This window comes from Desulfolutivibrio sulfodismutans DSM 3696, assembly GCF_013376455.1.
Lineage (GTDB): Bacteria > Desulfobacterota > Desulfovibrionia > Desulfovibrionales > Desulfovibrionaceae > Desulfolutivibrio > Desulfolutivibrio sulfodismutans.
In genome coordinates this window covers 3,516,074-3,536,625 of record NZ_CP045504.1, presented here as the reverse complement: position 1 = coordinate 3,536,625, position 20,552 = coordinate 3,516,074, and the positions used below count along the sequence as shown (strand labels likewise).

Below are 20,552 nucleotides of genomic sequence, written 5' to 3'. Positions count from 1 at the left end.
ATTTATTAACAAGAGGGGGCCTAATGGACACCTTAACCTTCATCTCGTCAATTATACGAGATGTGTCTACCCCCGCCGCTGCGCTGATAGCCCTTTGGATCCTTCTCTCTAAAATGCCCCACCTTGCCCGATTCATCAAAACAATCAAATTTAAAGATATCGAGGTGAACCTACGGGAAGAAATAGCAAAAGCAAAAGATGAAGCTGAAATTTTAAAATCAATCACCTCAGCAGAAAATGGACCTCAAGAAACAACCAAAGTTTCTGCGTTTGATGAAAAGATAATTAAGCTAGCCAACATAGACCCTAAGGCCGCGATCTTTGAGATATGGAAGCAGCTTGAAAATTCCATACTAAAGCTGATGCAGCATAATGGTCTAATCAGATTTACGCGACCTGATAAATTTATTCGTTGGCTTGGAAGTCACGAAATAATATCTGGCAGCCAAGTTGATCTCTTTTTAAGATTAAAGAAAATTCGAAACGAAGCTGTTCACGCTTATCCTGTCGATTCGCCAGACATCTCTATATCTGATGTGCTTGAGTATAAAGAATTGGTAGCCTTGCTTATTCAGACACTGGAGTCTATTCAAAATAAAAATGAATATTTAGATTATCCAATTCCTCCGGCTCCACCGGAAAATGTCGGACCATAATTGAGCCTCCAGGTTCTCTTCGCAAAGCCCCCGCGTCCTCATTGAGGCATCCGCCGACACACCCGCACGACCCTCAACCATGCGCCCCCTCCAACGCCCTCCGCGTCCCTTCCGGATCGTTGGCGATAACGCGAAGGTACGCCCGGGTCGCCTGATCCGGCTCCGTGCGGCCCTGTTCCCAGTCCCGCAGCGTCCCAAGCGGTATATGATACCGCGCCGCAAACTCATCCTGGGTCAGCCCCAGCGCCCGGCGCAGGGTCTTGGTGCGCGGCACGCGGCGAAGCCGCGCCACGTCCTGCGGCGTGATCGGCGGATTGTCGGCGTCGGCCACAGCGGCAGCGACGATATCCGCCTCATCCATTTCCGCCACAGGCGCAACCGCGACAGGTTCTAACCCGCCGTCCGGCCCCACGCGGTGCAACCGCCCCTCACTGTCCATTTTCACGATAATATCTGTCTTGCTCATCTTTCGTCGCCCTTCGCGCGGAAATAATACGAATACGGTCTCCCCGTTCGGTATACACCACCGTCAATATCCGCCCCTCACTTGTCCCGACGAGAATAACGCGTTCCTCACCATAACACGTACGCGTGTCGATCCATTCCACCGCGAACATGTCGCGAAACGCCAGGGCCGCCTGATCGAAGCTCACCCCATGCTTTCGGTTATTCGCGGCAGCCTTGGCTGGATCCCATTCGATTTCCTGAATCATATAACTACTGATTCCCCGTATGCCTGTCAAGATTCCATCATTTTTTAATGACACCAACACGAAACGAACCCAAGAAAAACATCCAGCATCGTACCCTTGCGCAAAATATTTGCAAGAAGTGTTTGTTTGGCGGCGACCGATCAACCCGAGCACTGCATGCCTCCATTTGACATCCCCTCAAAAACCCTTATATATGCCCCTCGCCGGTCATCGCGCCCGGCCCTCGGTGTGTTCGTCCGCCGACGCGGTTCATGGCTGCATGCCCGTCGCTTCCTACCCGGACTGTCCCCGCCGAAGACGCCATTTTGCCCCGATCTTCCGATCCTGACTCGGCCCGCAGCCTCCGGTTCACGATTCGCAAGTCGCCACCAGGCGCGCCTTTACGCGTGCCAGGACGCCCCTTTCACAAAAGGATATACCTTGAGCTTTGCCTCTTTCGAACTGCATCCCCTGCTTTTGTCCAACATCGAATCCCTGGGCTACACCGCCCCCACCCCCATCCAGACCGAGGCCATCCCGCCGGTCATGGAAGGCCGCGACGTCATGGGCCTGGCCCAGACCGGAACCGGCAAGACCGCCGCGTTCCTTTTGCCCATCTTAAACCGCCTGGCCCGCCGCCAGCCCCCCAAGCGCCGCGCCATCAAGGCCCTCATCGTCGCCCCCACCCGCGAACTGGCCGAGCAGATCCACGACGCCGTGCGTGAACTGGGCCACCGCGTGGGCGTCAAAAGCCTCACGGTCTACGGCGGCGTGGGCATGAGCCCCCAGATCCAGGGCCTGCGCCGTGGCGTGGATATCGTCGTGGCCTGCCCCGGACGCCTCCTCGACCACATGCGCCAGGGCCACGTGGATTTCTCCGCCCTGGACACCCTTGTCCTGGACGAGGCCGACCACATGTTCGACATGGGCTTTCTCCCCGACATCCGCGCCATCCTGGAAAAACTCCCGGCCAAACGCCAGACCCTGCTCTTCTCCGCCACCATGCCCGGCAGCATCCGCGCCCTGGCCGACGACATCCTGACCGAGCCGGTCACCGTGCGCATCGGCAACCAGGCCCCGGCCGCAACCGTGGAGCACGCCGTCTACCCGGTCACCCCGAGCCGCAAAACCCCGCTGCTCATGGAGCTTTTGACCCAGGCCAAGTCCGAGTCGGTCATCGTCTTCACCCGCACCAAGCACAAGGCCAAGGGACTGGCCGAACTGCTGTGCAAGTCCGGCTGCCGCGCCGCCTGCATCCAAGGCAACCTGTCCCAGCGCCAACGCCAGGCCGCCCTCGACGGCTTCAAGGCCGGAACCTACCGCGTCCTGGTGGCCACGGACATCGCCGCCCGGGGCATCGACGTCTCCAAGGTCGGACACGTCATCAACTTCGACATCCCCGACACCCCCGACGCCTACACCCACCGCATCGGCCGCACCGGCCGCGCCGAATGCCAGGGCCAGGCCCATACCCTGATCACCCGCGAAGACATGTCCATGGTCCGGGCCATCGAACACGCCATGGGCAAACCCCTGCCCCGCCGCGAACTCGAAGGCTTCGCGCCCACGCCGCAGGAATACCGCGCCCAGCCCTCCGAGTCGCGCGAAACCTACAACCGCAACCGCCGCCCCGGCGGCGGATACGGCAACGGACGCGGCCACAGCCGCCCGGCCGGTCAGAAACCTGCCTACCGCCCGGCAGCGCGCCGCGAGGCCCAGGCGTAAGAAAGAAAGAGAAGAGAATCGGGGCTGCCGCCCCGTACCCCGCCCGGGGGGAATCATTCCGGTACGAACCGGGTACATGGTTGACAGAATAGACCGGGTACATGGTTGACACCTTTGGCAGAGGAGGAAGCTCCGATGCCCTGGAAAAAGGTCGAGACCATGGAAGAACGAGCTCGGTTCATCGTTGAGGCAGCGCGCAGAAGCGAACCGTTTTCTGAAATCTGCCAGCGGTTCGGGATCAGCCGTGAGACGGGGTATAAATGGGTCCGGCGTTTTCAAGATCGAGGCAGCGTCGAGGAGTTTAGCCGTGCCCCGAGAAACTGCCCCCACAAAACGTCTGATGCGATCATTGAGAAAATATTATTGCTTCGTGAGACGTATCCGTATTGGGGCCCGAAAAAGCTATCACAACTTCTATTTGATAAATACGGAATTTGTGATCCTCCAGCACCAAGCACAATTGGCGCAATATTAAAGCGTCATGGGTTTATATCAGAATCGAGAAAAATTCGGCGCAAGTCTGCTGGACGTTTGCGACGGTATGATTTGTTGTCTCCTCAAGATACGAATGACGTCTGGGCTATTGATTATAAAGGATGGTTCCGACTTGGCGACAGGAGTATATGCTATCCACTAACGATAACAGACATGCACAGTAGGTATGTTCTGGCATGCAAGGGATATGCTCGCCAGACACTCGAAAATACAAAATCGGCCATGGAAAACGTATTTTGTGACTATGGGTTGCCTCAGGCAATCCGAGTGGACAACGGGACGCCTTTCGGCTCCAGCGGGATAGGTGGATTTACACAACTTAGTGTTTGGTGGATTCAATTAGGCATCATCGTTGATTTCATAGAGCCAGGGAAGCCGGAGCAAAACGGTAGCCACGAGCGAATGCATAAAACGTTGAAGCTTGAGTCAACAATGCCGCCACAGGATAGTCTTTCAGAACAGCAAAAGAAGTTTGATAGTTGGCGGCACCGGTTCAATTATGAGCGCCCACATGAGGCGTTAGGGCAGAAGACGCCAAGTTCGATATATCGTCGGTCTTTGCGTTCTTTTCCCCGTGAGGCTCCACAGTTCAGCTATCCGCCATACTTCGAAAGTCGCTTTGTTCGTAGCGATGGGATGTTCAACTGGAAAGGCGGCCAGGTATTTATCGGGGAGGCCTACGGGAGAAATCGAATCGGGCTGATCCAGAATTATGACGGTAGATGGCTGGTGTACGCCGGGGATATTCTCATCGGGGGATTGATCTCCGAAGAGCCGAAACATGTGGTCCCGGTGAGGCGCTTGATCGGGTAAAAGTGTCAGGGATGTACCCGGTCCAAAGTGTCAGCGATGTTCCCGGTTGCACATCCCCCCGGACCCCCCGGGCGCGCTTCGCGTCCAGTGGCGCGGGATGTTGCCCGGAGCAATGCTCCGGGCAACATCCCGCGCCACATTTTATCCGCCGCACGACGCGAAGCCGATGCGAGGTCCAGGGGGCGCTGGCCCCCTGGCGGTGGAGGGGTTTGGGGAGGAGGCAGCGCCTCCTCCCCAACATCTTCCCTCCGCTTGCCGCCGCCGTACTTCCGCACTACACCTGTCCCATGGACATCAATCCCCTCCGCACGCATCTGTGGCGTTCCGGTCCTGGCGGCCGGGGTCCGGTGGTCTATTGGATGAGCCGCGACCAGCGGGTTGGCGACAACTGGGCTCTGCTGCACGCCTTTGCCCTGTCGGTGTCGCACCGTCGGCCGTTGCATGTGGTGTTTTGTCTAGCGGACGGGTTCCTGGGCGCGGGCCTGCGGCAGTACGCCTTCATGTTGGCGGGGCTGCGCGAGGTGGCGGCCGGATGCGCGGCGCGCGGCATACGTTTCGAGCTTTTGCGGGGCGACCCGGGGGAGGGGGTGGCGGCCTATTGCCGGGGGGTTGCGGCGGGGGCGGTGGTGACGGATTTCGATCCGATGCGGGTGAAGGGAGGCTGGAAGCGGGCGGTAACGGCGGCGGTGGACGCGGACGTTTACGAGACGGACGCCCACAATGTGGTTCCCTGCCGGGTGGCGTCGGGCAAGCGGGAATACGGGGCGCGGACGCTTCGGCCGAAGATCGGGAGGCTTTTGCCGGAATATCTCGAGGATTTCCCCGAGCTGCCGGAGCATCCTTACGGCGAGCGGGGGCTTGGGGGGGAGCTTGACGTAGCGGCGGTGCTGGCCGGGCTTGGCGCGGATGGCGGCGTGCCGCCGGTGGCGGACATCCTGCCCGGGGAACGGGCGGCGGGGGCGGCGCTACGGGATTTTGTCGAGAAGCGGCTGCCGGGCTATGCCCAGGGCCGAAACGATCCCAATACGGGGATGGTGTCCGGGCTGTCGCCGTATTTTCATTTCGGGCAGCTTGCGCCCCAGCGGGCGGTGCTCTCGGTTGTGGCCGCAGGCCGCGAGGCGGGCCAGGAGAACGTGGACGCCTTTGTGGAGGAATGCGTGGTTCGGCGGGAGTTGTCGGACAATTTCTGCCTGCATTGTCCGGATTATGATCGTTTCGAGGGCCTGCCGGACTGGGGGAAGAGGACGCTTACGGCTCATGCTTCGGATCGGCGGGAATTTGTGTACAGCCGGGAGGACTTCGCGCGGGGTCTGACGCATTCGGATTTGTGGAACGCGGCCCAGGCCCAGTTGCGGGAGACGGGCCGGATGCATGGCTACATGCGCATGTATTGGGCCAAAAAGATACTGGAATGGTCGTCCACGCCTCAGGAGGCTCTGGACACGGCGGTGTGGCTCAACGACCGGTTCGCCCTTGATGGCCGCGACCCCAACGGCTACGTGGGGGTGCTGTGGTCCGTGGGAGGGTTGCATGACCGGCCCTGGACCGAGCGTCCGGTCTACGGCCAGGTGCGGTACATGAACGAGCGCGGTTGCCGCCGGAAATTTGACGTGGATGCCTACATCGCGGCCCATCTCCCCGCTCTGCCGGGCGCATCCGGATAAGGAGCTTCCCGCCGCCCGCCCGCCTCAGACCGGATGGAGCTTGTTCAGGAAGCGCGCGGCGCCGATCCCGGATTATTCGGAATCGAACCAGGTGGACAGGCTGTCCCCCAGCATGCTCGCGAAAAAGCTATCCGTGTCCGAGGACGACGAGGTCAGGGAGGCATTGACGTAGGCCGCCATTCCCCCGGACCTGGAGAAGGTGACATTGCGTTCGGCCTTGATCTTGCGGGCCAGTTCGGACTGGTCGGCGATGGCGTTGAAGGCCTCGCCCAGGACCGGCTCTTCGGCGAAAAGGGCCTCGATGGCCTCCTTGTCCGGATGGTCGCCCGCCACCTCGATGCTTCCATCGGCGTTGCGCTTGAGGGTGATGGGGGTATCGGTATCGATCCCGGCCTCCTCAAGCTTCGTGTTCAGGGCCCCCAGGAAGTGTTCCTGCAAAAGGGTGGTTTTTTCCTCCAGGGAGGTGAGCACGCTCTGGTTGGGGATGACGGATCCCAAGAGCCCGGTGATGCCGTAGCCGTTCCCGGTCAGGGAAACCAGATCCTGGCTGGCCGTCTTCGAATCCGTGCTTGAGGAGCTGGCGGTGGTGTCGTGCGAACTTTTGGTTTTGCTGGAGGTTTCGGTCTCCGAGGATTCGTCGGAAGTGGAACCGATAAGGGTCATGAGCCGGGTGATGTCGTTGTAGGTTCCGGTGATTTCCATGTCCTGCCTCGCAGTGGGTGGATTTTGCCTCTCGGGAAGGCACGAACATTTTATGCAAAAAAAGCGCCGCCCGCAGACACGGACGGCGCTCACAACGAGGAAAAGCGTAAGGATCAGGGCCGCGCGGTCACGCTGCTGTCCTCAAAGACGATGCGCGGGGATGCGCCGTCCGTGACCACCTCGAAGACGAACAGGGCCTCGCCCGAGGCCGATTTGTCGCCGTTTTTGACCTGGTAGCGCACCGGGGCGTCGATACGCGTGCGCTTGGTTCCCGGCACGGGCGTGACCTTGGGCGTCCCGGACAGGGTGTAGGCCCGCGCGGGCCAGCGTTCGAAATAGCGGACCTTGTCTTCGAGCACGAAGTCCTTTTTGACCACGCCCTTTTTATAAAAATCCACCTCGTCGGCGTAGAGGGCAAGGAGTTCGTCCGGTGCGGCGGCGCTGCTTTTGGCGAAAAACCCCTCCACGAAGGCCGTCATGTCCGGCGTTGGGCCATTGGCGGCGCCGGGCTGGGCGGCGCCCTCGTGCAGCGGGATGTCCAGGACCTGTCCTGCCGCCACCTTGTCCGGGTTGTCGATCTTGTTCTTGGTCATGATGTCTTTGACGCTGACTTTGAACTTGCGGGCGATCTTGTTCAGGGAGTCGCCGCGCTGCACGGTGTAGGAAATCGTCGACGGCCCGGCGGGCTTTTTTTCGGGTTCGGGGGAGATGGCGGTGGAGGCCACCTCGATGCTTTGCGTCGGCGGGGAGGCGTTCGCCGCTGTTGCGTCCGGGACGGAGGGCGCGGTGACGGTGTTTGCCGGGATCTGACCCTGTAGCGCGCCCGGCGCGCCCGGCGCATCTGTGGGCAGCGGGGCCAGCGCGGCCGCCGAGGGAACCTGTGGCGAGCCGGACTGGGCCGTGGCGGCCGGGTCCGGCTGGGGGGGGGCGACTGGCGCGGCAGCCTGTTCGGCGACGGGCTGGGGCTTGGCGGGCGGCGGCGTACCCGACTTGCGGGCGGCCGTAAAAACCGCATATTCCTCGCCGCTTAACGCCCCTCCGCCGTCTTTGTCGTACAGACGAAATTCCTCAACGGTCAGGTCCGGATAGGCGATGACGCCCTCCTCGAAAATGACCTTGCCATCCTTGTTCAGATCCGCCCGGCCGAAGGATTTACTGTCGTCCTTGCCGCATCCCATCGTCAGCAGAGCCAGGAACATGGCAACGGGGATCATGATTTTGGTCATGTCGCACTCCTAGGTTTCCTTGATCTTGATGACCACAACGGTTTCATCGTCGCGGCGGGTCAGGCCGCACCGGTAGGCGGCCAGGTCGGCCATAACGGCATCGGCGATTTCCGGGGCCGTTCTGGCGCAACAGGTCCGCACCACGTTTTTGAGCCGATCTTTGCCATACATTTCTCCGGCAGGATCACGGGTCTCCCAGATGCCGTCCGTACCCAGCACCACCACGCTGCCCGCAGCCAGGGCCTGCATCTGGTCGCTGCAAAAAACCCACCCCGGGTCGATCCCCAGGGGGATGCCCTTGCCCCCAAGTTCCTGGAAGGCGTCTGCGGCCGGGTCGTAGATCAGGGCCGGGTCATGGCCGGCCCGGGACCAGCGGATGTCCCGGGAGGTCACATCGATCTCCAGGGCAAAAAGGGTCATGAACCGTCCGGTCATGCCCAGATCCTCGGACAGCAGGCGATTGACGTCGCGCAGGGCCTCCTCGATGCCGCCCGGGGCCATGAGCCGGGCCCGCAGAAAGGCCCGGGCGCTGGCCATAAGAAGCGCCGCCGGAATGCCGTGGCCGCTGACGTCGCCCACCATCACCACCAGGTGAGTGGACGCGCCTGTCGCATCCCTGCGGACAATGAAGTCGTAATAGTCGCCGCCGGTCTCGTCGCAGCAATGGTTCACCCCGGCCACATCCAGAACATGGAACTCGGGGGGCCGCCTGGGAATGAATCCCTGCTGCACGTTGGCCGCCAGCTCCATGTCGAAATCCATGCGCTGTTTTTGGAGCATCTCGGCGTGCAGCCGGGCGTTGTCGATGGCCACGGCGGCCTGGTCGCAGATCAGGCTGAAGGTCTCCAGGTCCGTGGCGTCAAACGGCGTCCCATCCTCCTTGTTGATGAGCTGGGAGACGCCGATGACCCGGCCCCGCACCGCCAGGGGCACGGTGAGGATGGTTTTTGTGCGATAGCCCGTACGGCGGTCCACCTCTGGGTTGAAGCGCGCGTCGGCATAGGCGTCGGCGATAAGCAGCGGCTTCCCATGCTCGCAGGCCCAGCCCGCCAAGCCCTCACCGCGCCTCAGTCGAAATCCCTGGCGCAAAAAATCGCTCATGGGGCCCTGGGCCACCCGGAACACCAGTTCGCCCCGGCCAGGGCCAGGGGACTCGTCCACCAAAAGCAGGCTGCACGTCTCGGCCCCCACGGCACGGCGCGAGGTGCTCATGATCCGCTCCAGCACCTCGGGGAGATCCAGGGTGGAATTAATGATGCCGCACAGGGCGAAACACTGCTTGAGCTTCTCCAAGCGCCGCGTCAGTCGCAGAAGGTCGTCGGCCGCATTGGCGCAGGAGGAGGGAATTACGGTCATGCGCACGTCCTGAGGGATATTTGACGTGTGGTAATACAAATCGTCCCGTCAGGCAAACGGCCCATGCAACAGATGGCCGCCTCCCGGCAAGGCTTGGCTGGTGCGGCTTTTGATGTTTGTGTGAGACTTCGGGCCGTGGCGTGAACCGTGACAACAACGGATTACAAAGGAGGTGGATTAGGCGGCGGTCTGGTCCAGCATGGCGATGGCGGAACTCTTCTCGTCCTGGAAGCGGGCCGTGACCGCCTCGCGGATGCGTCTGCCATGGCTGCCGAACTGCCGCTGCCGGATGGAATAGACTTCCTCGATGACCGCCTTGTCAAAATCCTGACCGGTCTTGGTGGTCTGGGCCGTTTCGATGGCCTTGCTGAAAATGCGTTCCGCCCCGTTTGGCCCATGTTGCACGGCCGTGCTCCACAACACCTCGCGCAGGGCATGGGACCGGCTGTTCACATCCACCCCGGAGGTCAGGACGATGCTCTTGGCCGCCGGGGAATAGTTGTTGACCCGGATGAATTCGTGCTGCAGGGCCTCGAACCGCTTGGGATCCTCGGAGGCGATTTCCTTCCACTCCTCGGGCATGCTGCCGGTCTTGCCGCCGGTGTCGGAGGGCCCGGCGTTCTTGAGCCGGGTGGCGATGTCCGGGGCCTTGTCATCCAGGAACTTGATGAAATTCTCCATGGTCCCGGTCTTGGAGGCGATCTGGTACTGGCCGTAGGAGGTGCCGCCCTTTTTGTCATAGCCGATGCAATCGATGGCCCCGCCGGATTCGTAGCGGGAACTGAGGGAACCAGCGGATCGTTCCAGGCTGGAGGCCAACACCGGCCCTGTCGCCGCGCCTTGCACCTTGGATTCCGCCTGCATCCGCTGCTCAAGGCTGTTTTCGGCCTTGGCCGCGGCCATGAACAGCTCTTCCTCGCTCTGGGTGAATCCGGCGTTCTCGCCCTTGGCGGCCCGGGTCAGATGCCCGAGATCGTCCGGATGTCTGGCCCCGGAATTCACCACCATGCGCACGGCGTTTTTGACCACGCTGCGGCGCACTTCATTCGAACCGGCGGCATCCGTCCCGGACAGGGCTGCGGACTGGGCCGCAGCCTGGACCGAAGTTGGGGTGGTGTCGGCAATCTTTGCCAGGGTGTGCAGGGCATTGTATTTGAGCATGTTCATCCCGCCCAGGCCATCCCCGAAGGATTCGTCGCCGCCCAGACCGGAAAGCCCCGCGCCAAGCCCTGACAGTCCAAGCACCGCATCATCGGTGGACGCGCCCTCCCCCAGGCCGAGCCCGGACAAATCCTGCATCAAGGCCTTTCCGGCAAAGGCCTCCCCGGCCCCAAGCACCTGGCCGTCAATGCCCAGGCGGCTGGCCAGCATGGTCCGAAACTTCAAAGGATCGCTTGCCGAGGAGGTTCCCAGACCGGCCATGGCCCCGTCCAGATCCTGGCGGGCGCGCATGAGGGTGAGTTGGGAGAGGTCGATCGACATGTTCGGCGGTCCTGTTTTTCCTGGTCTGGTGCTCTCGGTGCAGTTGAAGCAAGCCGCGTGCCAACGCCCATAGGCCAATTGAGGCTTCCACGCCCGCCGCACAAGGCGTAGACACAACCAGGGAGGATACCGGCCCATGAAGCCAAGCCACCGCTTTTTCCAGAATGTCCAGTGCGAGTATTTCCCCTGCCATCAGGGGCTTGATCCCGCCGAATTCAACTGCCTGTTCTGCTTCTGTCCCCTGTATTTCCTCCCGGACTGCGGCGGAAATTTCATCCTTCGCAGCGGCATCAAGGATTGCACGGGCTGCATCCGGCCCCACCGCCCAGGCGGCTACGACGAAATCATCGCCCGCCTGCGGGCCGAGGCCGCCCGGGCCCGGGACGCCGACCTGTCGGCCAGCGGATCGGAAAGGACGCGGGAAGGCTGAGGCGGCCTGCGGCCTCAAAATCACGAGTAGGCCGCACCACCCATGCGGCGCATGTCGTGGCGTGCGGCGCTGCCCATCCATACCGCCACAAATCGTCCTCCGTCGCCCCAGGCCGTCCCAGCATCAGCTTTCCCCGTCCCAGACTGTCCTGGCTGTTCCAAGCCTCCTCAGCCCCAAGGCGACTAAGGGCACAGGCCGCCCCAAACTGTCCCAATCCTTTCCAGACTGTCCAGACTGTCCAGACTGTTCCAGGTCGACCAAAGCTCAAGTCGTCTTGGCGTACGCCCACCCTACCCCGAGATGGCAGACCAAAAAACATCGCGCGGCCGGACGAACCGACCGCGCGATGACTGTCATACCATGGGCCAAAAAGCCCGCTAAAAAAGCCGGAGGACCGGGTCCGCGAAGGGAACCGGAACGCGATCTACCACTTGTCGGTGGCGAAGGCGTCGCTGCCGAAACCGAAATCCGAGGAGGGCTCGCCGCCCGCGTCGGGGGTTCCGGTGCCGCCCGCGGCCGGAGCCGCGCCACCGCCGGACACGGTGACCACGCCGTGCTTTTTCACGTCTTCGATCATCTTGAGCAGTTCGTCGACCTTGCCGATGTATTCCACAACCTTGGCCTCGGAGGCCACGATGACCTTGTCTCCGGCGCTCTGCAGGGAGGCCTCCAGGGACTTGACCTTGGTCTCGGCGGCCTTCATGCGGGTGTCGGTGTCTTTGAGGATGGCGGTCTTTTCGGCCAGCTCCTTCTCGACCTTCTCCAGCTTGGCGGCCTGTTCACAGATGGTCTTCTTGTCGGCGGCCAGCTTGGCGAACAGCGCGCCCACCTCGGCGGTGACGTCCGGGGGCAGTATGGCCACGGACACGTTCTGTCCCTGGGCGGACAGGTCGCCGCTGGTCATCTTCACCAACTCGGGGTGCTGCTCGTAGATCCAGGCCTTGGCCAGGGCGGCCGCGAAGGGGGCCAGTTCCTCGTCGATCTCGGACTGGGTCATGTAGCCCACCAGTTCCACGACGCCCTTTTTGTTGCCTTCCTTATCCACACCTTTGAGATACGACACGAACGTGTTCATGGGGAACACTTTGCGAGCTTCAGCCATGGTATCCTCCTCCTTTCATTAAACCATGAAAATTTTTTCTTCTTCACGGGCCAGGGGCAGACGACCGACCTGATGGGCATACACCAATGCCGTGGTGCGATAGACCAGATGCCCGAGCTTGGACCAGGGCAGATAGGCGAACAGCATGAACACGGCGATGAGGTGCAGATAGTAGACCGGATAGGCAAGGGTCGCCACACCGGACAAGCGGAACAGTTCCGAACCGATGCCCGTCAAGGCCACGGCCCAGATGACGCCAAGCAAGTACCAGTCGTAGTACGACGACGTGGATTTCGAGGAATCGGCATTGAGACGACGCCGGGTCAGGTAGGTCAGCCCCACCAGGAGCAGCACCGCGCCCACGTTGGCCAGAAGCTTCACCGGACTCCACAGGGGCATGGGGGTGTGGCCGATGGGGGCGATAAACGTCAGCACCTTGCCGCCCCAGTGTCCGGCCGCCACTACGCCGGTGACCACGGCCAGGGCCAGGAAGCCGTAAAACAGGCTCAGGTGGCCTTTGAAACGCTCGGTATTGTCGTTGCCGCACTCGTTCCACTTCACGTGGGTGGCGATTTCGCCCAGAAGCACGGCCTTGACGGACTCGAGAAGCGTCGGCTTGACCCGCTGCTTGCCGATGACCAGGGTCTTGGGCAGGGCCTTGTCAAAGGACTTCCACAGGGTGACCGCACCCCGAAAGAAGGTGAAGGCCACGAACAAGGCCAGAAGCGTAAACGGCGGGTCGATGTAGTAGTCGCCGTAGAAGACCTTGCCGTAGACGATCTCGCCCTCGGGGATGGTCAACCCGGTGCTGATGTACCAAATAAGAAGGAACAGCACGGCCGGGATGGCGATGAGAATGGGCAGATACTTGCTCGAACTCATCCACTCGCCCACGATGGAGGGCTTGACCAGCTTGCGGTACGTCATGTTGCGAAGCGCGCTGATCAGATCGCCGGGACGCGCTCCGCGCGGGCACAATTCCGAGCAGGTCTGGCAGTTGTGGCACAGCCAGATGTCGATATCGCCCTCAAAGCGGTCCTTTAAGCCCCACTGGGCCCAGACCATCTCCTTGCGGGGAAAGGGATTCTCAGGCGGCGCCAGGGGGCAGGCCACGCTGCACGTGGCGCACTGATAGCACTTTTTGAGGGATTCCCCGCCGACGGCCTGCAATTCCTTGACGAACTGCAGATCGGGTTGGATTTTTGCAACTTGCGACATTGTCCCCTCCTAGTATCCTTTGAACGGGTTCGGCCCAATTTTCAGGACCATCTCGATAAACGAATCGATCATGTCCGGGACCTTGTCGTACTCGTCGATGGACACCTGGTATTGCTCCACGCGCTCGGGCTCCACACCCAGACGCTTGAGCGACTCCGCGATGTTTTCCTTGCGGCGGTTGCAGATCTCCGAACCCTTGACGAAGTGGCACTGATAGTCGTCGCCGTATTTGCAACCGAGCATCATCACCCCGTCCACGCCTTTGGACATGGCGTCGGCCACCCAGATGGCGTTGACCGAGCCCAGGCAGCGCACCGGGATGATGCGCACGTAGGGACTCCAATGCTTGCCGCGAAGCGCCGCCATGTCCAGGGCCGGATAGGCGTCGTTTTCGCAGGCCAGGATCAGCACCCGGGGGCCGCCCTCGTCGATCTTGGGCGGGATGTCCATTTCGCGGATCATGGAGCCGATCATGTCGACATTGTAGTTGTCAAAGGAGATGACCCGCTCCGGACACGCGCCCATACAGGTGCCGCAGCGGCGGCAGCGCGTGGGATTGGGTTTCGGCGTTCCCTTTTCATCGTCGTCCAGGGCCCCGAAGGGACATTCCTCGGTGCAGCGTTTGCACTGGGTGCAGCGCACGAAGTTGAACACCGGGAAGGACCGGTCGCCCGAGCGCGGATGCACGGCAACGCCCCGGTTGGACGAGGTGATGCACTGGATGGCCTTGAGGACCGCGCCGTCAGCATCGTCCTTGGCCTGGGCCATGGTCATGGGCTGGCGCACGCACCCAGCCGCGTAGATGCCCGTGCGGCGGGTCTCGTAGGGGAAGCAGATATAGTTCGAGTCGGCGTAGCCGTCGAACAGGTCCAGGTCCGGGAAGGCCGGTCCCTGGCGGTACACCAGGTTGATGGTGGGGTCGGTGGCCGTGGCCGGAACCAGCCCCGTGGGCAGAACCACCAGATCGGCCGTGAATTCCGCCTCAGCCCCAAGCAGGGTTCCCGTGGCGCTGACCGTCAGCATGCCGCCGGGGGCTTCCTTGACGCCGGTGATGGTTCCCTTGGTGAGCATCACCCCGGGCTTGTCCTGGGCGGCGCGATAGTAGCGTTCGTTGATGCCCGGGACCATCATGGAGTCGTAGACGATCATGGCCACGGAACCGGGCAGCATTTCGTCCACGTAGCCAGCCTGCTTCAGCGCCACGAGGCTGGTCAATTCAGAGCTGTAGATGAGGTGCTTGGCGGTTTTGACTTCCATGAAGTTGGTCTTGGCCTCGGCCTCTTCAGGCGCTGCGGCGGCGGCCGGAGCGGCGGGAGCGGTCTCGCCTTCGGCCGGGGCCTCGGGCTCGGGGGCAGGGATCTCTTTGATCAGGGCGGCCACGTCCACGGCGAAAAGGACGCTGCCCGGGGCCTTGCCGTCCGAGGGGCGCTTGATGCCGCCGTTTTTGGCCATGGCCTCGAACTCGGCCGTGGTGATGACGTTTTTATAGATCCCGTAGCCGAAGGGCTTCAGATATTCGGTATCCTGGGGAGACCAACCGGCGGCCAGGACCACGGCCCCGATGGGCTCCGAGGACTCGCCGCCCGGGCCGGTCAAAACGGCCGTGTAGTTGCCGGGCGCGCCCTGGAGCTCTTTGAGGGTGGTCCCGGTTTTGACCTTGATTTTGGCGTTGCCCGTGACCTCGGCGATGAGCTTCTCGATGCCGATGGCGTGCGCCTCGGTGTACGGATAGGCCATGGGGAAGGTCTTGTACTGGGTGGCGGCTTTGCCGCCCAGAGCGCCGGTCTTTTCCAGGAGCACCACGTCGAAGCCGCCCTTGACGGCGGACAGGGCCGCATTCAGGCCGGTGAAGCCGCCGCCGATGACCAGGATGGTCTTGACGGATTCGACCATTTCCGGATCGGGGGCCTTCATCTTGGTGAGCTTCATCACCCCCATCTTGACGTAGTCCCTGGCCACCATCTTGAGCAGATCCGGGGCGGCCTCATCCTTGGCAAGCGTGCTGCCGTCCGGGTTTTTATAGGCCAACACGCCGAATTCGCGCAGGTTCACGCGATCAACAAGCACCTTGTCCCCGAAATCGAAGACTTCCCAGTCCACGCGGGGGGAGGTGCCGCACAATAAGACGGCGTCGATGCTGCCAGCCTCGATATCGCTTTTGATGTCGGCCACGGCGGCGGGGCTCGAAAGGCGTTTGTGGGTCTTGATGACCGGACACGTGCCGCCGAGCTTTTCCTTGACGAAGGCGGCCAGATCTCCCGCGTCCAGGTGCGGGGCGATGCTGGACTCATCTATATACACACCGATTTTTTCGGCCATCGCCTTCTACCTCCCTCTCACCGTTTGAATCGCTTTCATGGCCGCGCCGGTCGCGGATTGGGCCGATTTCATGACATCAAGCGGCGTCTTGGCGCATCCGGCGGCGAATATGCCTTTCTCCTCGCCGCCCACGAGAAATCCCATCTCGTCAAGGGCCACGTCCACCGGCAGTTTCTGTCCGGCCAGGCTCGGCTGCATGCCCGTGGCCAGAACCGCCATCTCGAAACGGTTCTCGGACTTGATGCCGGTCACCGCGTCCTCCACGGTGAGCAGCACGTCGCCGGTGGCGGAATCCTCGGCCACTGCCGCGACCTTGCCCTTGACCGTGGCGATCTTGTCGTCGGCCAGGATCTTTTTGGCGAAGTTCTCGTAGCGCCCGGGGGTACGCAGATCGATATAATAGATGGTGATGCGCGCGTTCGGATACTGCTCGCGAACATAGGCGGCCTGCTTGAGGGAGGCCATGCAGCAGATGTAGGAACAGTAGTTCAAGTGGTTTTCGTCGCGGGAGCCGGCGCACTGCACGAAGGCGATGGAGCGCGGGGTGCGGCCGTCGGAGGGGCGCACGATGCAGCCGTTCGTGGGGCCGCTGGGCGAGGCCAGACGCTCGAGCTGCATGTTGGACACGCAGTTTTTGATGCTTCCGGCGCCCAGATTAGTCAGGCGGGTGACGTCGTAGGGCTTCCAGCCGGTGGCGTAGATGATGCTGCCGACCTTGACCGTCACTTCCTTGGGGGCGTCGCCCATGTTGATGATGTCGGTTCCGGCCAGGGAAGCCAGATCCTCTTTCGAACAGTTGTCCTTGTCCAGGACGTAGCGATTGGGGAAGGCGAACGGCACGTCCATGTACAGGGCCTTGCGGCTGCCCATGCCCAGTTCGAACTCGCTTGGCACGTCCTTGGAAAGGGCCTCGGCGGCATCGGACAGATCAAGGCTGCCGGGTTCCACATACCGGGGCCGGATGCTTATGGTCACATCGTAATCGCCGGGCTTGCCCGTGACCTTGGTCACCTCGGCCATGGTGAAAAACTTGACGTTCTTATTGTTTTTGATGCGCTGGAACTGGATCTCCAGCCCGCAGGACGGGGGGCACAGCTTTGGAAAATACTTGTTGAGCTGCATTACCCGGCCGCCCAAGAAGGGATTTTTCTCGACAATGAACACTTCGTGGCCGACTTCAGCGGCTTCCAATGCGGCGGTGATCCCGCTGAAGCCGCCGCCGACGACGAGTATCGCGCTGCTCGACATCGCAACCTCCCGGCAGTGGTTATAGCCCGCATGCAAACGGCCTGATCCGCGACGATAGACCCCGCGGACGGCTCGGTCAACGGCCCGGTCGGTCGTCCCGGATAAGACCGTTAAAAAACGGCCGCGGGCAGAAGCCCGCGGCCGTCATGCGCATCTTTAGTCCGGAATGATCTGGTGGTAGGTCTTCTTGAAGACCTTGGTTTCCTTGGTCTCCGGATCGTACACGGAGTTGACGAAGCACTTCCACTTGCTGTCGTCCAGGCCCAGGAAGTCGCCGCGATAGTAGAAGCCCGGGTAGCGGGTTTCTTCGCGGAACATGATGTGGGTCATGTGCAGACGGACGGTCCACAGGCGGTGGTACTGCTCCCAGCAACGCATCAGTTCGTGCAGATCGCGGGCGGCCAGCTTCTTGCTGTCCTCTTCCAGCATCTGCAGCAACTTGAAGCCGGTGTCCAGCAGGGTCTTGGACGTGGTGTACAGGGTGGCGCAGCCTCCGCCGTACTCGTCCGTGCACTTCACCAGGCGCATCATGAAGTTGTGCGGGCTGATGTAGTTGGGGTTGACGACGGGATCCGTCGAAGCGGCCTTGCCTTCCTGGAAGGTGTGCCACGGCTGGTAGATTTCCTTGGCCAGCTCGGCGGCGCTCTGCTTCAGGGCGGGCTTGAAGTCCTTGTGGTCCGCCACCCAGCGCACCATCTGCTTGCCGACGATGCGGCCTTCAGCATGGGAACCGGAGGAGAACTTGTGGCCGGAGGCGCCGACGCCGTCAGCGCAGGTCCACAGGCCGTTGACCGTGGTCATGCGGTTATAGACTTTGCCGTTGTCGGCCTTGACTTTGTAGTCGTCCGGAACCCACTTCTCGTCGGGGCCGGAAACCCAGATGCCGCAGCAGCCGGAGTGGGAACCGAGCAGGTACGGCTCGGTGGGCATGATCTCGGAGCCGCTGACTTCGGGCTCGATGTTCATGCAGGCCCACAGGTTGGCCTGGCCGACGCACATGTCGAGGAAGTCTTCCCAAGCCTCGGCTTCCAGGTGCTTCTGCTGCTCGGGGGTGAGCTTGGCGAAGGTGGTCTGCAGCGCGGTGGCGGTGTCCATGTAGATGGGGCCGCGACCTTCGCGCATTTCGCGAAGCATCATGTGGTTACGCAGACAGGTCGGGATGACGTGACCCTTGGCGTAGCCGCGATCCTCGTAGGGCTTCAGCATGGCGCGGTTGGTGACGCAGTAGTCTTCACCCTTGGCGTTGGTGGCTTTGGCCTTGAAAAGCAGGAACCAGGCGCCGACCGGGCCGTAACCGTCCTTGAAACGAGCCGGGACGAAGCGGTTTTCCATCATGGTCATCTCGGCGCCGACCTGAGCGCACATGGTGTAGGTGGAACCGGAGTTCCACACCGGGTACCAGGCGCGACCCATGCCTTCACCAGTGGACCGGGGGCGGTACACGTTGACCGCGCCGCCGCAGGCCACGACCATGGCGTTGGTCTTGAACACGTACACTTTGTTTTCGCGGGTGGAGAAGCCCACGGCGCCGGCGATGCGGTTCTTCTCGTTGGCGTCCAAAAGCAGCTTCACGACGAACACGCGCTCCATGTAGCGATCCTGGCCCAGGGCGTTTTTCGCCGCCTCGGCCACGATGCACTTGTAGGACTCGCCGTTGATCATGATCTGCCAACGGCCGGAGCGGACAGGGGCCGCGCCGGTGCGCAGGGACACGCCCTTGGCCTTGGCCGCAGCGCCGTCCAGGTTGTGGTCGCCTTCTTTCACCCAGCAAGGCAGGCCCCACTCTTCGAACAGGTGGACGGAGTCGTCCACGTGACGGCCCAGGTCGAAGATCAGATCTTCGCGCACGAGGCCCATCAGGTCGGTGCGGACCATGCGGACGTAGTCGTCCACCGGGTTCTCGCCGACATAGGTGTTGATGGCGGACAGGCCCTGGGCCACGGCGCCGGAACGCTCAAGCGAAGCCTTGTCCAGCAGCATGATCTTGATCCCGCCGATCTTGTCGGCCCAACGGCACGCCTCGTAAGCGGCTCCGCAGGTGCCCATGCCGCCGCCGACCATAAGAATGTCGACGTCTTTTTCGATCAGTTCCGGCTCGGCAAGGGCGATACCTTTGGGCTCTTCCTTAACGGGAATGGTAGGCATAGGATGTCTCCTCCTATTATATTCTTGTAGTGCAAAGATTACTTGCAGAAACCGTCAAGCCAGCACTGCACGGTGTCGGACTCGGTCACCGGGAAGGCCTTCATCAGGACTTCCTTGGGCTCGACCAGCTTGGTCTCGGTGAACAGCAGTTCGTCGTCCAGGTTGGCGCCTTCGGGCTTGCCGTCATAGGGCTTGATGGAGCCTTCCGGGGTGGTCCGGATGGGGAATTTGTACCGCTTGATGTTGCCATTGCGGAACTTGATGGTCCACATGATGGAGTCGGCCGAGCGCATGGGGATCGAGGTGCCGCCCATGGGCGCAAAGTCGGCGTAGGGACGGGCGCCGATGGCGCCCTGGGGGCAGATCTTCACGCAGGAATAGCACTCCCAGCAAGCCGAGGGTTCCTGGTTGTAAGCCTTCATTTCCTGGGGATCGAGGATCATCAGGTCATTGGGGCAAATGTACATGCACGCGGTTTTTTCACCGCCTTTGCATCCGTCACACTTGCTCGGATCAACAAAGGTAGGCATAGTCGTCCTCCACTTTTTGGTTGTTGATTGCTGCCTGTGCCAATTCCACCGTATAGCAATACGTCGGGTGATTTCACGCGGCCTTGAACGTGCGACCGCCGGGAAGGATTCCTCCCCGGCGCCCTTCGCCGCTCCGCGCGCCGACGCCCCTTGCCGACGGCCCGAACGCCTTCCACCTGGGCCGGGAATTGCGCGCCGTTTGTCCTTATGGGCGTCGACAACTCCCCAGAATAGCAGACTATTTAGCCTTAACGCGGAAAGCTTGTGAGGAATTTAACAAGCTCGACGGGCCACGTCAAGCGAAGAAATGTTTTTTTTGGTTCCCCGCGTGATTCCCCGCGCCACGCCTGGGTTTGCGGCTGGCCCCGAGGGATCCCGGGGCCGGAGGAAGGGAAGAGGCACGGGAAAATACGGCGCTTTTGCTTGGCGAGCCAAGCACATGAAAACGTTTGTGATTATTTTAACAATCTCGACGGGCCACGTCAAGCGAAGAAATGTCTTTTTTGTCACCCGCGCGATTCCTGCGCCGCATCTGGATTTGCGGCTGGTCCCGGGAGAACCCGGGCCGGAGCGGGAAGAAGGCACGGGCAAATCCGACGAGTACGCCAGGTGACGTGCGGTGTCGGATTTCAACAAGCCTTTTAGATGACTCCACGCGCCGCAGCAAGCCCTATTTTCAATATTTTTGCCTCCTCGTGGCCCCAATCGCCGCCAACCCGCATTAACACCGTGAAAAAAACTTGACACCT

The 20,552-nt window shown here is 61.6% G+C and carries 18 protein-coding genes; 6 read left to right on the top strand and 12 right to left on the bottom strand.

The genetic code is table 11. The features are described 5' to 3' along the window. The first annotated feature begins 23 nt into the window (after positions 1-23). The gene (locus tag GD606_RS16190; RefSeq protein ID WP_163302328.1) at positions 24-656 is read left to right on the top strand and encodes a hypothetical protein; all 633 of its coding nucleotides are present in this window, start codon (positions 24-26) and stop codon (positions 654-656) included. A 73-nt stretch (positions 657-729) separates the two neighbouring features. Here the strand turns inward: GD606_RS16190 and GD606_RS16185 are convergent, their stop codons facing one another. Both GD606_RS16185 and GD606_RS16180 read right to left on the bottom strand, forming a co-directional pair. Next, positions 730-1,095, bottom strand: a complete 366-nt coding sequence (locus GD606_RS16185; protein WP_246299104.1) for a helix-turn-helix domain-containing protein — start codon at positions 1,093-1,095, stop codon at positions 730-732. Next, entirely contained in the window at positions 1,085-1,522 is a 438-nt protein-coding gene (locus tag GD606_RS16180) for a BrnT family toxin (protein WP_211922171.1), read from the bottom strand. The genes GD606_RS16185 and GD606_RS16180 overlap by 11 nt, the downstream gene beginning before the upstream one ends. A gap of 267 nt (positions 1,523-1,789) precedes the next feature. Between GD606_RS16180 and GD606_RS16175 the strand changes: the two genes are divergently transcribed. The 3 genes from GD606_RS16175 (at position 1,790) to GD606_RS16165 (ending at position 6,045) form a co-directional block, all read left to right on the top strand. Continuing rightward, a complete protein-coding gene (locus GD606_RS16175) occupies positions 1,790-3,073 on the top strand; it encodes a DEAD/DEAH box helicase (RefSeq protein WP_163302329.1) in 1,284 nt (427 codons plus the stop codon). A gap of 135 nt (positions 3,074-3,208) precedes the next feature. Further along, on the top strand, positions 3,209-4,381 hold the full coding sequence (locus GD606_RS16170; protein WP_163304066.1) for an integrase core domain-containing protein: 1,173 nt from the start codon (positions 3,209-3,211) through the stop codon (positions 4,379-4,381). Between the two features lie 287 nt (positions 4,382-4,668). Next, on the top strand, positions 4,669-6,045 hold the full coding sequence (locus GD606_RS16165; RefSeq protein ID WP_176629328.1) for a deoxyribodipyrimidine photo-lyase: 1,377 nt from the start codon (positions 4,669-4,671) through the stop codon (positions 6,043-6,045). A 72-nt stretch (positions 6,046-6,117) separates the two neighbouring features. On the opposite strand, the gene GD606_RS16160 is transcribed toward GD606_RS16165, so the two are convergent. From GD606_RS16160 to GD606_RS16145, 4 genes are all read right to left on the bottom strand, one after another. Next, positions 6,118-6,747: a hypothetical protein gene (locus GD606_RS16160; protein WP_163303134.1), complete on the bottom strand. Its 630-nt coding sequence runs from the start codon at positions 6,745-6,747 to the stop codon at positions 6,118-6,120. Between the two features lie 113 nt (positions 6,748-6,860). Further along, the gene (locus tag GD606_RS16155; RefSeq protein WP_163303135.1) at positions 6,861-7,973 is read right to left on the bottom strand and encodes a LysM peptidoglycan-binding domain-containing protein; all 1,113 of its coding nucleotides are present in this window, start codon (positions 7,971-7,973) and stop codon (positions 6,861-6,863) included. Between the two features lie 9 nt (positions 7,974-7,982). Further along, positions 7,983-9,329 carry a PP2C family protein-serine/threonine phosphatase gene (locus GD606_RS16150; RefSeq protein ID WP_163303136.1) on the bottom strand — a complete coding sequence of 449 codons (1,347 nt, stop codon included), beginning with the start codon at positions 9,327-9,329 and terminating at the stop codon, positions 7,983-7,985. Positions 9,330-9,506: 177 nt separating this feature from the next. Beyond that, positions 9,507-10,811: a VgrG-related protein gene (locus GD606_RS16145; RefSeq protein ID WP_163303137.1), complete on the bottom strand. Its 1,305-nt coding sequence runs from the start codon at positions 10,809-10,811 to the stop codon at positions 9,507-9,509. A 136-nt stretch (positions 10,812-10,947) separates the two neighbouring features. Between GD606_RS16145 and GD606_RS16140 the strand changes: the two genes are divergently transcribed. Beyond that, a complete protein-coding gene (locus GD606_RS16140; protein ID WP_163303138.1) occupies positions 10,948-11,241 on the top strand; it encodes a cysteine-rich small domain-containing protein in 294 nt (97 codons plus the stop codon). A 424-nt stretch (positions 11,242-11,665) separates the two neighbouring features. Here GD606_RS16140 and GD606_RS16135 read toward each other — a convergent pair whose 3' ends face one another. From GD606_RS16135 to aprB, 6 genes are all read right to left on the bottom strand, one after another. Beyond that, positions 11,666-12,343, bottom strand: a complete 678-nt coding sequence (locus tag GD606_RS16135) for a hypothetical protein (RefSeq protein ID WP_163303139.1) — start codon at positions 12,341-12,343, stop codon at positions 11,666-11,668. Between the two features lie 18 nt (positions 12,344-12,361). Then, the gene (qmoC, locus tag GD606_RS16130; protein ID WP_163303140.1) at positions 12,362-13,561 is read right to left on the bottom strand and encodes a quinone-interacting membrane-bound oxidoreductase complex subunit QmoC; all 1,200 of its coding nucleotides are present in this window, start codon (positions 13,559-13,561) and stop codon (positions 12,362-12,364) included. 9 nt (positions 13,562-13,570) lie between these two features. After that, the gene (locus GD606_RS16125) at positions 13,571-15,880 is read right to left on the bottom strand and encodes a hydrogenase iron-sulfur subunit (protein WP_163303141.1); all 2,310 of its coding nucleotides are present in this window, start codon (positions 15,878-15,880) and stop codon (positions 13,571-13,573) included. 6 nt (positions 15,881-15,886) lie between these two features. Next, positions 15,887-17,128 carry a CoB--CoM heterodisulfide reductase iron-sulfur subunit A family protein gene (locus GD606_RS16120; RefSeq protein WP_163303142.1) on the bottom strand — a complete coding sequence of 414 codons (1,242 nt, stop codon included), beginning with the start codon at positions 17,126-17,128 and terminating at the stop codon, positions 15,887-15,889. Positions 17,129-17,284: 156 nt separating this feature from the next. Continuing rightward, positions 17,285-19,273 (bottom strand): adenylyl-sulfate reductase subunit alpha, encoded by a 1,989-nt coding sequence (gene aprA / locus GD606_RS16115; RefSeq protein WP_163303143.1) that lies wholly within the window; start codon positions 19,271-19,273, stop codon positions 17,285-17,287. 38 nt (positions 19,274-19,311) lie between these two features. Next, entirely contained in the window at positions 19,312-19,803 is a 492-nt protein-coding gene (aprB, locus tag GD606_RS16110) for an adenylyl-sulfate reductase subunit beta (protein WP_163303144.1), read from the bottom strand. 439 nt (positions 19,804-20,242) lie between these two features. Between aprB and GD606_RS16105 the strand changes: the two genes are divergently transcribed. Next, complete coding sequence (locus GD606_RS16105) at positions 20,243-20,416, top strand: hypothetical protein (protein ID WP_163303145.1); 174 nt, start codon at positions 20,243-20,245, stop codon at positions 20,414-20,416. Positions 20,417-20,552: the final 136 nt, after the last annotated feature.

What these genes read in the sequence shown, in the direction of transcription:
- GD606_RS16105 (WP_163303145.1), top strand. Translation starts at nt 20,243, where the DNA reads ATGAAAACGTTTGTGATTATTTTAACAATCTCGACGGGCCACGTCAAG.
- GD606_RS16165 (WP_176629328.1), top strand. Translation starts at nt 4,669, where the DNA reads ATGGACATCAATCCCCTCCGCACGCATCTGTGGCGTTCCGGTCCTGGC.
- GD606_RS16185 (WP_246299104.1), bottom strand. Translation starts at nt 1,095, where the DNA reads ATGGACAGTGAGGGGCGGTTGCACCGCGTGGGGCCGGACGGCGGGTTA.
- GD606_RS16125 (WP_163303141.1), bottom strand. Translation starts at nt 15,880, where the DNA reads ATGGCCGAAAAAATCGGTGTGTATATAGATGAGTCCAGCATCGCCCCG.
- aprA (WP_163303143.1), bottom strand. Translation starts at nt 19,273, where the DNA reads ATGCCTACCATTCCCGTTAAGGAAGAGCCCAAAGGTATCGCCCTTGCC.
- GD606_RS16155 (WP_163303135.1), bottom strand. Translation starts at nt 7,973, where the DNA reads ATGACCAAAATCATGATCCCCGTTGCCATGTTCCTGGCTCTGCTGACG.
- GD606_RS16120 (WP_163303142.1), bottom strand. Translation starts at nt 17,128, where the DNA reads ATGTCGAGCAGCGCGATACTCGTCGTCGGCGGCGGCTTCAGCGGGATC.
- GD606_RS16170 (WP_163304066.1), top strand. Translation starts at nt 3,209, where the DNA reads ATGCCCTGGAAAAAGGTCGAGACCATGGAAGAACGAGCTCGGTTCATC.
- aprB (WP_163303144.1), bottom strand. Translation starts at nt 19,803, where the DNA reads ATGCCTACCTTTGTTGATCCGAGCAAGTGTGACGGATGCAAAGGCGGT.
- GD606_RS16140 (WP_163303138.1), top strand. Translation starts at nt 10,948, where the DNA reads ATGAAGCCAAGCCACCGCTTTTTCCAGAATGTCCAGTGCGAGTATTTC.
- GD606_RS16150 (WP_163303136.1), bottom strand. Translation starts at nt 9,329, where the DNA reads ATGACCGTAATTCCCTCCTCCTGCGCCAATGCGGCCGACGACCTTCTG.
- GD606_RS16145 (WP_163303137.1), bottom strand. Translation starts at nt 10,811, where the DNA reads ATGTCGATCGACCTCTCCCAACTCACCCTCATGCGCGCCCGCCAGGAT.
- GD606_RS16190 (WP_163302328.1), top strand. Translation starts at nt 24, where the DNA reads ATGGACACCTTAACCTTCATCTCGTCAATTATACGAGATGTGTCTACC.
- qmoC (WP_163303140.1), bottom strand. Translation starts at nt 13,561, where the DNA reads ATGTCGCAAGTTGCAAAAATCCAACCCGATCTGCAGTTCGTCAAGGAA.
- GD606_RS16160 (WP_163303134.1), bottom strand. Translation starts at nt 6,747, where the DNA reads ATGGAAATCACCGGAACCTACAACGACATCACCCGGCTCATGACCCTT.
- GD606_RS16135 (WP_163303139.1), bottom strand. Translation starts at nt 12,343, where the DNA reads ATGGCTGAAGCTCGCAAAGTGTTCCCCATGAACACGTTCGTGTCGTAT.